The organism is Nitrospirillum amazonense (genome assembly GCF_007828035.1).
Classification (GTDB): Bacteria; Pseudomonadota; Alphaproteobacteria; order Azospirillales; family Azospirillaceae; genus Nitrospirillum; species Nitrospirillum amazonense.
In genome coordinates this window covers 260139-272379 of record NZ_VITV01000006.1, presented here as the reverse complement: position 1 = coordinate 272379, position 12241 = coordinate 260139, and the positions used below count along the sequence as shown (strand labels likewise).

10 protein-coding genes are annotated in these 12241 nt (G+C 68.0%); 8 read left to right on the top strand and 2 right to left on the bottom strand.

The annotated features are described in order from the left end of the window. Positions 1-16 precede the first annotated feature (16 nt). Complete coding sequence (locus FBZ87_RS18560; RefSeq protein WP_145612065.1) at positions 17-373, bottom strand: L-rhamnose mutarotase; 357 nt, start codon at positions 371-373, stop codon at positions 17-19. Positions 374-535: 162 nt separating this feature from the next. On the opposite strand from FBZ87_RS18560, the gene FBZ87_RS18555 reads away from it, so the two are divergent. The 8 genes from FBZ87_RS18555 (at position 536) to FBZ87_RS18520 (ending at position 9672) form a co-directional block, all read left to right on the top strand. After that, a complete protein-coding gene (locus FBZ87_RS18555) occupies positions 536-1714 on the top strand; it encodes an aldose 1-epimerase family protein (protein WP_145612064.1) in 1179 nt (392 codons plus the stop codon). Positions 1715-1725: 11 nt separating this feature from the next. Beyond that, positions 1726-2478 (top strand): SDR family NAD(P)-dependent oxidoreductase, encoded by a 753-nt coding sequence (locus tag FBZ87_RS18550; RefSeq protein WP_145612063.1) that lies wholly within the window; start codon positions 1726-1728, stop codon positions 2476-2478. Positions 2479-2538: 60 nt separating this feature from the next. Then, on the top strand, positions 2539-3726 hold the full coding sequence (locus FBZ87_RS18545) for a CaiB/BaiF CoA transferase family protein (protein WP_145612062.1): 1188 nt from the start codon (positions 2539-2541) through the stop codon (positions 3724-3726). An 8-nt stretch (positions 3727-3734) separates the two neighbouring features. Further along, complete coding sequence (locus FBZ87_RS30105; protein ID WP_145612061.1) at positions 3735-4895, top strand: extracellular solute-binding protein; 1161 nt, start codon at positions 3735-3737, stop codon at positions 4893-4895. A 1-nt stretch (position 4896) separates the two neighbouring features. Then, the gene (locus tag FBZ87_RS18535; RefSeq protein ID WP_145612060.1) at positions 4897-5667 is read left to right on the top strand and encodes an enoyl-CoA hydratase/isomerase family protein; all 771 of its coding nucleotides are present in this window, start codon (positions 4897-4899) and stop codon (positions 5665-5667) included. A 162-nt stretch (positions 5668-5829) separates the two neighbouring features. After that, the gene (locus tag FBZ87_RS18530) at positions 5830-6795 is read left to right on the top strand and encodes a 2-hydroxyacid dehydrogenase (RefSeq protein WP_145612059.1); all 966 of its coding nucleotides are present in this window, start codon (positions 5830-5832) and stop codon (positions 6793-6795) included. Beyond that, complete coding sequence (locus FBZ87_RS18525; protein WP_145612058.1) at positions 6779-7579, top strand: kinase; 801 nt, start codon at positions 6779-6781, stop codon at positions 7577-7579. The genes FBZ87_RS18530 and FBZ87_RS18525 overlap by 17 nt, the downstream gene beginning before the upstream one ends. Positions 7580-7656: 77 nt before the next feature. Next, the gene (locus FBZ87_RS18520) at positions 7657-9672 is read left to right on the top strand and encodes a right-handed parallel beta-helix repeat-containing protein (RefSeq protein WP_145612057.1); all 2016 of its coding nucleotides are present in this window, start codon (positions 7657-7659) and stop codon (positions 9670-9672) included. Positions 9673-9788: 116 nt separating this feature from the next. Here FBZ87_RS18520 and FBZ87_RS18515 read toward each other — a convergent pair whose 3' ends face one another. Further along, positions 9789-12161: a TonB-dependent receptor gene (locus FBZ87_RS18515; protein WP_145612056.1), complete on the bottom strand. Its 2373-nt coding sequence runs from the start codon at positions 12159-12161 to the stop codon at positions 9789-9791. Between the last annotated feature and the right edge of the window lie 80 nt (positions 12162-12241).

Genomic DNA, 12241 nt, shown 5'->3' with positions numbered 1-12241 from the left:
ACGGCGCTCCCTCTCGTCACGCCTGCTCCTTCAGGGAGTGGATGCATTCCATGGCGACCCAAGTCTGGCCGGCCGGTGTGCCGGGCAGGGGCTGCTGGAACGTGCCCATCAGCCGCTCCCATTCCTGGACCTCGGGGTTGGCTGCGTCGCTGGCCGCCTTGGCCACGGGGTCGAAGTCGGGGCCGACCTCCATGATCAGCACCATGCGCGTGCCGTACAGCCAAATTTCCAGGTCGCGGATGCCATCTTTCCGGATGGCATCGACCACTGGCTTCGGCACGGCGCCCGGCCCATGCCAGGCCTTGTAGCGGGCCATCAGCTCTGCGTCGTCCCGCAAGTCCACGGTGAAGCACAGCCGGTGTGTGTCGCTCATTTCGCACCTTCTGAAGTTTTTATTTTGATATCTGAGATATCACATGGCGCTTCTGAATTGACAAGGCCGCGTTTGGAGGCCTTAATCCCCGAAATCCAGGCGCCAAAAAAGCAAGCCCCCAAGGCCAGCAAGCCCCAAGACCAGACTGACGGAGGATACGGGATGGTCAGCCTTTACGGACAGGTCCGGTCCCGCCGCGATGTCGCGGCCCACACGGGTTCCCTCTCCCAATTCGCCGGCGTGCGGCTGATGACCCTGGGCGATGGTGTCGAGCGCGGCGTGCGCCTGCTGGAATTCCGCACGGGCACGGGGCTGCGCTTCACCGTCCTGGTCGACCGGGCCATGGACATCGCGGATTGCGAACATAACGGCCGCGCCGTCGGATGGCACTCCCCGTCCGGCTTCCGCCATCCCGGCCTGCATGAGTATGAGGGGGAGGGCGGCCTGGGCTGGTTCCGCTCCTTCTCCGGCCTGCTGGTCACCTGCGGCTTGGACCACATCCTGTTCATGGATGAGGATGCGGCCGACCATTACGTTTATGGCCCGCGCAGGGGCGTCAAATCCTCCCTCCATGGCCGCATCGGCACCATTCCCGCGCGCCTCACCGGCTATGGCGAGCGCTGGGAAGGGGAGGACTGCTGGCTGTGGGCGGAGGGCGTGGTGCAGCAATCCACCGTGTTCGGGGAGGACCTGCACCTGATCCGCCGCGTCGAGGCCAAGGTGGGTACGGACGAAATCCGCCTGCATGACCGGGTGGTCAACCATGGCTTCTACCGCACACCGCACATGTACTGTTACCACATCAACGTCGGGCATCCGGTGCTGGCGGAAGGGTCGCGCTATGTGGCGCCCATCCGTGACGTGGTCTGGGCCTCCCACGCGGGGGACGATTACCGCAAGCAGGGGGTGGGCTACCGTACCCTGCCGGCGCCGCGGCGCGATTTCCATGAACAGGTCTGGCAGCACGAGATGGCGGCCAATGCGGACAATCGCGTGCCCGTCGCCCTGGTGAACGAAGCCATCGGCTTCGGCCTGGAGGTGGAGACGGACAAGCGCCAGTTCCCGGCCATGTATGAATGGCAGAATCTGCAGCAGGGCCACTACGCCCTGGGCATCGAGCCCTCCACCAACCACGTCTTCGGCAAGCCCTTCGCCAAGCGGCGCGATGAACTGATCTGGCTGGAGCATGGGGAGGAGCGGCACTACGACAGCGTCTTCCGCATTCTGCCGGACGCCGCGTCCGTGGCCGCGTCCGTGGCGCGCATCCAGGCCATCGCCCGCCAGCCGGACGCCGACTATCCCCCACCCTCGGGCGAGTTCCGCCCCATCATCCGCGCGTGAGGAAGCAGCCGATGTCCATCGGGGCCAAGACCATCCTGTACACCGGTGCCGCCGGCGGCCTGGGCCTGCCCGCCACCCTGCATTTCCTGCGCGAGGGCGCCACCGTGCTGGCCGTCGATCATGACGCCACCAAGCTCGCGGCCCTGGCGGATGCCGCCGCCGGCATCGGCGCCGGCCGGCTGGTCACCCTCAAGGCCGACCTGTCGGACCTGGCGGGTTTCCGTGCCCTGCTGGCGGACCAGGCGGCGGCGCTGGGCGGGCTGGACGTCGTTATCAACAACGCCGCGATCTATCCGGCGAAGCCGTTCGAGGACTACAGCGTGGAGGATCACCAGGCGGTCCAGCGCGTGAACGTCGATGCCGGCATCGTGGCGGTGCAGGTGGCGCTGCCCCACATGCGAGCCCGGGGCTGGGGCCGCATCATCAACATCGCCAGCATCACCTTCTACGGCGGCTGGGCCAACCTGTCGCCCTACGTTGCATCCAAGGGCGCCCTGGTCGGCCTGACGCGGGCCTGGGCGCGGGAATTCGGCGCCTACGGCGTCACCGTCAACGCGCTGTCCCCCGGCGCCTTCCCCACGGACGCGGAGAAGATCCACCCGGATCCGGAGGGCTATACCCGCTTCGTGCTGGACCACCAGTCGGTAAAGCGGCGCGGCCACCCCGGCGACATCGCGGCCGCCCTGTCTTTCCTGGCGTCGGACGCCGCCGGCTTCATCAGCGGCCAGACCCTGAACGTCGATGGCGGCTGGGTCATGCACTGACCCCTCCGCCATGGCCGCCTCCCTTCCTTCCATTCCAATTTGTCCTAGGACGACACCATCATGGGCATCCTCAGCGGATACCGCGTTCTCGACTGTTCCATCGCCATGGCCGGCCCCTTCGCGGCGCAGCGCCTGGGCGATCTCGGCGCCGATGTCATCAAGGTGGAACCGACCAGCGGCGAATGGCAGCGCCACGCCTCGGCCGGCGGCGCCCGCGGCAACAAGATCAACGTCTCCTTCCTGTCGCTGAACCGCAACAAGCGCTCCCTGGCCGTGGACCTGAAGGCGCCGGAGGGCCGGCAGATCCTGCTGGACCTGGTGAAGGACGCCGACGTCTTCCTGCAGAACTACCGCCCTGGCGTGGCAAAGCGCCTAGGCGTGGATTATGAGGCGCTGTCGGCCATCAACCCGGGCCTGGTCTATGTCTCCATGTCCGGCTATGGCGAGGACGGCCCTTATGTGAACTACCCGGGGCAGGACCTGCTGTTGCAGGCGCTGTCCGGCGCCATGCTGTCGGCCGGCAGCGCCGACCAGCCGCCGCAGCCGGCCGGCCAGTACCTGGTGGACGCCATCACCGCCTACACGGCGTTCGAGGGTGCGCTGGCCGCCCTGCTGCACCGGGAGCGGACGGGGGAGGGGCAACTGGTCCAGGTCAACATGCTGGACGCCATCACCACCCTCCAGATGCAGGAACTGTCCGTCTTCACCGTGGGCAGCAAGCCGCAGACCCGCTCGGCCGAGGCACACGCCCATTGCTACATCCGCGCCCCCTACGGCGTGTTCAAGACGGCCGACAGCTATATCGTCGTCGCCATGGCCGGGCTGGACAAGCTGGGCAAGCTGATCGACGAGCCGTTTTTGCAGGGCTTGAACGACGAGGCGGACAGTTGGACGTTCCGGGACGAGATTGTCGCCTGTGTCCGCATCCGGCTGCTGGGCCGTAGTTCCGCCGAGTGGCTGGAGCTGTTCCGCGCCCATGACATCTGGTGCGGGCCGGTCTACGGCTATGCCGACCTGGTGGCCGACCCGCAGATCGCCCACAACGGCACCTTCATCACCTATGACCACCCGACCGAAGGCCGGGTGAAAACGCCCGGCTTCCCCATCCGCTTCTCGAAGACGCCGGCGGTGCTGGACCGTGGCGCCCCCCTGGTAGGCGAACACACGCGCGAGGTGCTGGAGGGTCTGTCCCTGTCGCAGGTGGATATCGAGCGGCTGCTGGCCGCCGGTGTCGTGGGGGTGCCGTGAGCCTGCCCATGTCGAATGATGTGCCCCATTACCGCGCCCTGACCTGGGACCATCCACGCGGTTACAACGCCCTGGCGGCGGCGGGCGGCGCGCTGGACCCGGCGCGCGACGGGCTGGCCCTGTCCTGGGATCGCCACTCGCTGGAGGACTTCGAGAAGCACCCCATCGCGGAACTGTGCCGGCGCTATGATCTGATCGTGCTGGACCATCCCCATGTGGGCGACGCCGTGGCCGGCCAATGCCTGGTGCCGCTGGAGGCGCTGTTCGGCACCGATGAGATCACGGCCTGGGGCCGGGACGTCATCGGCCCTTGCCTGTCCAGTTATCGCTACGGTGGCCGGCACTGGGCCCTGCCGCTGGATGCCGCCACCCAGGTGATGGCCTATCGCCCCGACTTGGTCGACGGGCCCCCGCCGGCGACCTGGGATGAGGTGGCGGCCCTGGCCGGGCGGCGACCCGTAGCGCTGTCCCTGGCCGGGCCGCACGCGGTCCTGTCGTTTCAGTCCATCTGCGTGGCCCTGGGCGAACCACCGGCGGAGGCCGATCCCGAGTGCTTCGTCGGGCGGGCGACGGGCGTGGCGGCGCTGGACCTGATGGCGCGGCTGGCGGCGGCCAGCCCGGCGGCGCTGGCCGACCTGAACCCCATCGGCATCCTGGGCCGCATGGCAGCGGCGGACGATGTGGCGCTGTGCCCGCTGATCTACGGCTATGTCAATTACACCCGCGCTGAGGCGGGCGGCCGTCCGCTGCGCTATGCCGATGCCCCCCGGCAGGCGCCGGGTGGCCGGCCGGGATCGACCCTGGGCGGCACGGGCATCGGCATCACCACCCGAGCCCAGGTCACTCCGGCCTTGCTGGACCATCTGCGCTGGCTGATGTCGGCCGGCGCCCAGGCCGGCTTCATACCCGACCATGACGGTCAGCCCAGCCTGCGCTCCGCCTGGGCCGACGCGCGCGTCAACGACCATTGGGGCGGCTTCTACCGCGACACCGTCGCCACGCTGGAGGCCGCCTTCGTCCGGCCCCGCCATCCCGGCGCCATCCCCTTCCAGATCGCGGCTTCGGCCCTGATCCGCGCCGCCCTGGCCGACAGGCGGCCGCACGGCGCCGTCATCGACGACTTGCAGAGCCTGTACGCCGCGTCCCGCCAGCCGGGCATGGAGAGATGAATTGACCGATGAAGTGTTGTTCAGCGTGGATGGCCACGTCGCCACCCTGACGCTCAACCGTCCGCAGAAGCTGAACTCCGTCACGCCGGAGATGGCAAAGGCCCTGACCGGCGCCGTCACCGAATGCAACGGCAGCGACACCATCCGCGCCGTGGTCATCACCGGGGAGGGCGAACGGTCGTTCTGCTGCGGGTCGGACATCGGGGAACTGGACGGTTATGCGACACCCTGGGATTTCCGCAACCGCGCCGACTATTGCGACGCCATCCACCATTGCCTGAAACCCACCATCGCCGCCGTCAACGGCTATGCCTTCGGCGGCGGGCTGGAGACGGCGCTGTCCTGCGACATCCGCATCGCCGCCACCAACGCCCAGTTCGCGGCGCCGGAGATCAAGCTGGGCTGGATCGGCGGCGGCGGCATGGCGGCTTTCCTGGCCCATTCCATCGGGGCCTCCAACGCCGCCCTGATGATCATGACGGGCGATCCGGTCGATGCCGCCCGGGCGCTGGCTTGGGGCCTGGTCAGCGAGGTGGTGGAGCCGGCGGCCCTGCTGCCCCGCGCCCAGGCGCTGGCCGCCACCATCGCCGCCCGGGCGCCCATCGCGGCCGAAACGGCCAAGCTGAACCTGCGGGCCGCCTTCTCCATGCCTCTGGAACAGGCCATGGCGTATGAGCGCGATCTGCAGACCATCTGCTTCGCCACCGCCGACGCGGCGGAAGGCCGCGCCGCCTTCAAGGAGAAGCGGCCGCCCATGTTCCAGCGGCGCTGAGGCCTCCGATGATGACCGACCTGCTCCCCGCTAATTCCCAGGCCCCATTGTTCGGCCGCGTCTTCCGCCCCGACGGGGCTGGGTCCTCTGTCGTGGCTGCGCCCCGGTGATTTAGGGCTATGATGCCCGCCCATCCCGCCCACCGCCTGAACAGGAAGCGCCATGGCCCCGAAGATCCTGCTGACCCGCCGCTGGCCCGACGCCGTGGAGGCGCACCTGCGCCAGCGCTACGACGTCACCGTGGACCCTGGCGACCGGCCGTTGAGCGCCGCTGAACTGACCGAGGCCATGGGCCGGTATGATGCCATCTGCCCCACGGTCACCGACCGGATTGGCGCCGCCATCCTGGCGGCCCCGAATGCCCGGGTGCGCATCCTGGGCAACTTCGGCGCCGGCTTCGAGCATATCGACCTGGAGGCGGCCAAGGCCGCCGGCATCGTCGTCACCAACACGCCAGACGTGCTGACCGACGCCACCGCGGACCTGGCCATCCTGCTGATGCTGATGGCCAGCCGCCGCGCGGGCGAGGGGGAGCGGGAGCTGCGCGCCGGCCAGTGGACCGGCTGGCGTCCGACCCACCTGCTGGGCCAGGGGCTGGCGGGCAAGCGGCTGGGCCTGGTGGGCTTCGGCCGTATCGCCCAGGCGACGGCGGCCCGCGCCCGGGCCTTTGGCTTGTCCATCGCCTATTACAGCCGCCGCCGGGCCGATGCGGCCGTGGAGGCGGCCCTGGACGCCGCCCATATCGACAGCCTGGAGGAATTGGCCGCCACCTCGGATGTCTTATCCCTGCATTGCCCCGGCGGGCCGGCCACGCGCCATCTGGTGAACGCCGCCCTGCTGGCGCGCATGAAGCCCACCGCCATCCTGGTCAACACTGCGCGCGGCACCGTGGTGAACGAGGCGGACCTGATCGCGGCCCTGTCCAGCGGCGCCATCGCCGCAGCCGGCCTGGACGTGTTCGAGGGGGAGCCGGCGGTGAACCCCGGCCTGATCGCCTTGCCCAACGCCGTGCTGCTGCCCCACCTGGGCAGCGCCACGCTGGAGACGCGCACCGCCATGGGCATGCGGGTCGCCGCCAACCTGGACCGCTTCTTCGCGGGCGAGGTGCCGCATGACCGCGTCGCTTGACCTGGTGGAGGGCCTGCTGCGCCGGCGCCTGGATGATGTGCCGCGCCGCCCCTTCATCCTGGGCATTTGCGGTGCCCAGGGCAGCGGCAAGTCCACCCTGGCCGACGGCCTGGCCGAGCGGCTGGCGGCGTCGGGCCTGCGGGTCGCCGTACTATCGCTGGACGATCTGTATCTGACCAAGGAAGAGCGGCAGGATCTGGCCCGTGACGTCCATCCCCTGCTGGCCACGCGCGGCGTGCCCGGCACGCATGACGTAGGCTTGGGCCTGGCGGTTCTGGACGGGCTGGGGACGCCGGGCCGCACGCTGCTACCGCGCTTCGACAAGGCCGTGGACAGCCGCACCGCCGAGGGCGCCTGGGTCGAGGGTCCGGTCGACGTGGTGCTGTTCGAAGGCTGGTGCGTGGGCGCCGTGCCGCAGGATGCCGCCGACCTGGGCCCGCCGGTGAATGAGCTGGAGCGGGACCGCGATGCCGGCGGAGAGTGGCGTCAGCATGTGAACGCCGCCCTGGCCGGGGACTATCAGCGCCTGTTCGGTCGTCTGGACGCCCTGGTTCTGCTGGCCGCCCCCGACTTCGCCGTGGTGCGCGGCTGGCGCATCCAACAGGAGGAGGGCCTGCGCGCCAAGCTGCGCGCGGCGGGCAAGCCCACCGACGGCACCATGACCGACGACCAGGTCAGCCGCTTCATCCAGTTCTACGAACGCCTGACCCGGCACATCCTGGCCGAAATGCCGGGCCGCGCCGACCTGACCTTGCGCCTGGATGCGGCACGGCAGGTGGTTTGATAGCGGTTTATACTGGGGCAGTCTGTACTGGGGCGGCCGGTATTGGGCGGGATATAAACATTAGGGAGCGTTTGCTTATGATCACCCCGCCGCCCTGGACCCGCCTGCTGCTGGCGGGTGTGCTGCTGCTGTTGCCCGGCGTGGCCGCGGCGGCAGAGTCCGTGACCTTTCACGTGGCGCCTGGCGGCGATGATTCCGCACCCGGAACGATGGCACGGCCCTTCCGCACCCTGGTCCGCGCCCAGGCGGCGGTGCGCGCGGCCAATCGCGACCGTGACGTCACGGTGGAACTGGCGGCCGGCACGTACGCGCTGGACAAGCCGCTGGTCCTCGCCGCCGCCGACGGCGGACAGGGGGACCACCACGTGGTGTGGAAGGCGGCGGCAGGGGCTGAGGCCCTAATTTCGGGCGGCATGCGCGTCACCGGCTGGACGCTGGCGGACGCAGAGAACGACATTTACGTCGCCGACGTGCCCAAGGGCCTGGATAGCCGCCAGCTGTGGATCGACGGCACAGCCGCCGATCGGCCAGCCATTGAGATCACCCACCATGATGTGGAGTTCACCGCCCACGGCTTCATCCTGAAAAACCCGGCGCTGGCCTCCATCGCCGCCGTCAAGGCGCCGCAGCGGCTGGAGGTGGAGGCCACGGGCATCTTCACCGATCGCTATTCCCCGGTGGAGCGGATCGACGGCATGCAGGTCACGCTGAAGCAGCCGGCCTGGGACAACAACAGCTGGGGCTATGACACGCTGAACAAGCCCTTCATGCCTGACCAGGCGCGGCTGTTCCTGGTGAATGCGCCGGAATTCTTCGGAAAGCGCGGCGAGTGGCACATGAACCAGAACCAGTGGTACATCGATCCCGCCGCCGGCAAACTGTATGTGAAGCCCCGGCCCGACGCCGACGTCGCCACCATGACGATTATCCTGCCCCGGCTGGAGGCGCTGGTCGCCATCGGCGGCAGCTATGACCATCCCATCCGCAACCTGACCTTCCAGGGACTGCGCTTTTCCCATACCAGCTGGATGGGGCCGTCGCGGGACACCGGCTACGCCAATCAGCAGAGCGGCGCCTACCTCAAGGAGGTTTCCCCCTTGCGGCCGGCGGACGCCTACGCCACCTGCGGCTGGGGGTGCCCGGAATTCGAGAGCATGCGCCAGAAGTGGGACCAGATCCCCGGCGCCGTGCAGGTCTCGGCTGCGCGCGACATCACCTTCACAGGCAACACCTTCAGCCAGCTGGGGCAGGTGGCGCTGGGCATAGGTAACGACGCCGACGCCCACCTGACCGGCGTGGGCCTGGGGACGGATGGGGTGAAGGTGCTGAGCAACCGCTTCGCCGTCATCGCCGGCGGGGCCATCATGGCCGGCGGCGTTAGGGTGGAATCGCACCACCCCGCCGATCCGCGCCAGGTCAACCGCAACCTGACCATCGCCGACAACGTCATCACCGACGTGGCCCGCGATTACAAGGACAACGCGGCGGTACTGGCGACCTACATCGACAGGGCCGACATTCTGCACAACGACATCTCCGACGCCAATTACGACGGCATCGCCATCGGCTGGGGCTGGGGCTACAACGACGTGGGCGGCAACCGGAACTACCGGGAAACCCAGAAGGGCTATCTGCACAACCCCGTGTTCGACCAGCCCACCGTGCTGCGGAACATGACGGTGGCGGGCAACCGCATCCATGGTGTGAAGAAATGGTTCTTCGACGGCGGTGCCATCTACAACCTGTCGGCCAACCCCGGCACGGTCATCCGCGACAACCACGTCTTCGACATCGCCGACCGCATCGGCATCTACCTGGACGAGGGCAGCAAGCACCTGCGGGTGAAGGGCAATGTGGTGGAGACCGACGGCTATTGGCTGAACGCCAATACCGTGGGCAAGAACTTCGCCTGGGGCGTCACCGCCGACAACGCCGCCACCGGCAATTGGCACAATTCGTCCCGTGTCGGCGGCCGCTGGCGGGCGGAGATCGGCATGCGGGTGGAAGACGACCACCTGCTGCCTGATCGTGCCTGGCCGGCGGCGGCGCTGGCGGTGATCCGCCAGGCGGGCCCGCGTCCAGGGTCGGACTAAATCATGCATCCACCAGCACGGTGGTGGGTAGGACGGGGCGGGCCGCCAGGGTAGCCAACGCCACATCATGATGGCGATGGCCGAGCGAGCTGACCATGGATCCGCCCCCGATGGCTTCAGTACCGGTAGGAGACCGTGACCCCATAGGTCGTCGGCTGACCCTGGAAGCGGACGACGGAATCGCCCACGCGGGTGGTCTGGATGGCGTAGAAGGTGTTGGTCAGATTCCGGACGAAGCCCTCGAAGCGCCAGGTGCCGCTGACGGACGATAGGCCAGCCCGCAGGTCGATGACGCCGTAGTCGGCGTTGTAGGTTGAGGGATAGCCCTGGCTGATGGCGCTCTGGGTGCCGAACAGCCCTTGTGTCTTGGTCTGATAGCGGGCGCTGGCGCCGACGAAGGCGGTGTAGGCGCTGCTGACGCTCCAGTCATACTGGGCATCCACCAGGAAAGACCATCGGGGTGTATTGGGGAAGGCTTGGCCTTTGAAATTCACCGGCGTGGTGGTGAAGGCATTGTAGCCGAAATAATCGCTCTCGACCCAGGAATGCAGATACGTCGTCTTGGCGGTGACGGTCAGATTGTCCAGGGGCTTGGCGCGCAGGCTGAGCTCGGCTCCGTCTTCCTTCGACTTGGGCACGTTGACCAGGACGCTCAGCAGCCCGAACACGCCATTCGGATCCAGGCTGCGAGCCTCCAGCTGCTTGTTGGTGTAGTCGTAGTGGAACAAGGCACCGTCGATTTCCAGGCGGTTGTTCAGCAGGCGGGTCTTCACCCCCAGTTCATAGGCCAGCAACTCCTCCTGGGTGACCGGCCGCAATTGCAGATAGGAGGAAGCGGATAGTGTCGGGAAGCTGCCGGCCTTGAAGCCGCGGCTGACCGTGCCGTAGATCAGGGTCCGTTCCACCGGGGTCCAGTTGAGGCCGACCCGCCAGGAGACATTGTCCTCGCTCAGCCGCTGGTTGATGTAGGCCGGCGTGGAGCTGGCGTCCAGCGTCGTGCAGCCGCCGCGCACCGCTGGGACGACGCCGACTCCGTGCTTCAGGATGGTCTCGATCACCGTTGCGCCGGCGGCGGTGTTGCCGTCGGTGTCGCGCGTGCACCCGCCATGGCTGATGGCCGTGGTCGTGTACCGGGCGCCGGCGGTGATGCCCAACTCTTCCAGCGGGTGGTATTCGACGTTGCCGAACGCCGCGCGGCTGATCGAATCGTCATCGGAATCGCTGCGGTTGCCGCTGAAGGGCGGAATGGCCGGCTTGCCGATCAGCAGCGGCACGTTGGTCAGCGCGAAGGAGGAGGAGGAGCCGGCGAGATCGTACAACTGGGTTTCGCGCGTGTAGGCCTTGGCGTAGTCGGCGCCCACCAACCAGTTCAGGCGGTCGTCGAACTCCTTGCCGCTCAAGCGCAGTTCCTGCGACGTGGCGTTGACGATGCCGCTCTGCAGCTGGCTGAAATGATAGTTGGCGCCCTGCGGCTCGTTCAGGTCGTTCTGGGTGAAGTGCTGGAAGGAGCCGAGATAGGTGAGGGTCATGCCGTGGGGCAGCGCGTAGTCGGCGCGCAGCGAGGCCTGCTCGGTGGACTCGTCCACCCGGGGCGTGGTCCCGGCCAGCCAGTCCGCCGCCTCCGGATCATCCGGGCCGGGTTTGGCCTTGGTCGTGTTCGGGACCAGGGCGGCCGAGGACTGCCGCTGCAGCACGATCTTGACCAGGTTGGCGGCAGGCAGGTCGGACCGGTCGATGAAGCCGTTGAAGTTGGCTTGGACCTGCAGCGCGTCCGTGGGGTTCCAGTCCAGCAGGGCGCGCAGCTTCACGCTGTTCTGCTGGCCCAAGGTGTCGTCGCGCGTATTGCTCTGCTGCCAGTCACCGCCCTCGCGGATGCTGAAGGCGAAGCGGCCGGCCAGGGTGTCGCTGATCGGGCCGCTGACAAAGCCGTCCAGCCCGGCGGCGGCGAAGCGGCCCAAGGTGCCGTCCAACCCGGCCTCGAACTGGTTGGTGGGCTTGGCGGCGATGTAGTTGACGGCGCCACCGGTCGCGTTCTGGCCGTATAACGTGCCTTGCGGTCCCTTCAGCACCTCCACCCGCTCCAGGTCGAACGTCGCCCCCTTGGACAGCGCCGGATAGGCGTAGGGCACTTCGTCGGTATAGACGCTGACGGTGGGCGTCGCGGCGATGGAGAAATCATTATAGCTGACGCCGCGGATGCTGTAGACCGGCGAGCTGTAGTTGGTTTGGGAAACGACGAAGCTGGGATCGACGCGCGCCAGGTCGCCGACGCTGTCGACCCCCTGCCGCTGCAGATCGGCACCGCTCAGCGTGGTGATGGACATGCCGACGCTGTCGGCCGACTGCGCCCGCTTTTGCGCGGTGACGATGATTTCATCCAACTGGCCGACGTCCGGCCCCGCCTCCTGCGCGGCGGCGGCCCAGACCGGGCCCAGCACCAACGCGGCGGCGCCAATGCCACAACGAAGACGATAGCTTCCTTTTTTCAATTTACACCCTCCCTGAGCCCGACCGTTCGTGCGGCGGGTTTTTGTTTGTCAGCCATGATGGGAACATCGCCAGCGGGTTG

Coding starts and splice junctions, on each gene's coding strand:
- FBZ87_RS18530 (WP_145612059.1), top strand. CDS start 5,830: ATGGCCCCGAAGATCCTGCTGACCCGCCGCTGGCCCGACGCCGTGGAG.
- FBZ87_RS18545 (WP_145612062.1), top strand. CDS start 2,539: ATGGGCATCCTCAGCGGATACCGCGTTCTCGACTGTTCCATCGCCATG.
- FBZ87_RS18555 (WP_145612064.1), top strand. CDS start 536: ATGGTCAGCCTTTACGGACAGGTCCGGTCCCGCCGCGATGTCGCGGCC.
- FBZ87_RS18525 (WP_145612058.1), top strand. CDS start 6,779: ATGACCGCGTCGCTTGACCTGGTGGAGGGCCTGCTGCGCCGGCGCCTG.
- FBZ87_RS18520 (WP_145612057.1), top strand. CDS start 7,657: ATGATCACCCCGCCGCCCTGGACCCGCCTGCTGCTGGCGGGTGTGCTG.
- FBZ87_RS18560 (WP_145612065.1), bottom strand. CDS start 373: ATGAGCGACACACACCGGCTGTGCTTCACCGTGGACTTGCGGGACGAC.
- FBZ87_RS30105 (WP_145612061.1), top strand. CDS start 3,735: ATGTCGAATGATGTGCCCCATTACCGCGCCCTGACCTGGGACCATCCA.
- FBZ87_RS18550 (WP_145612063.1), top strand. CDS start 1,726: ATGTCCATCGGGGCCAAGACCATCCTGTACACCGGTGCCGCCGGCGGC.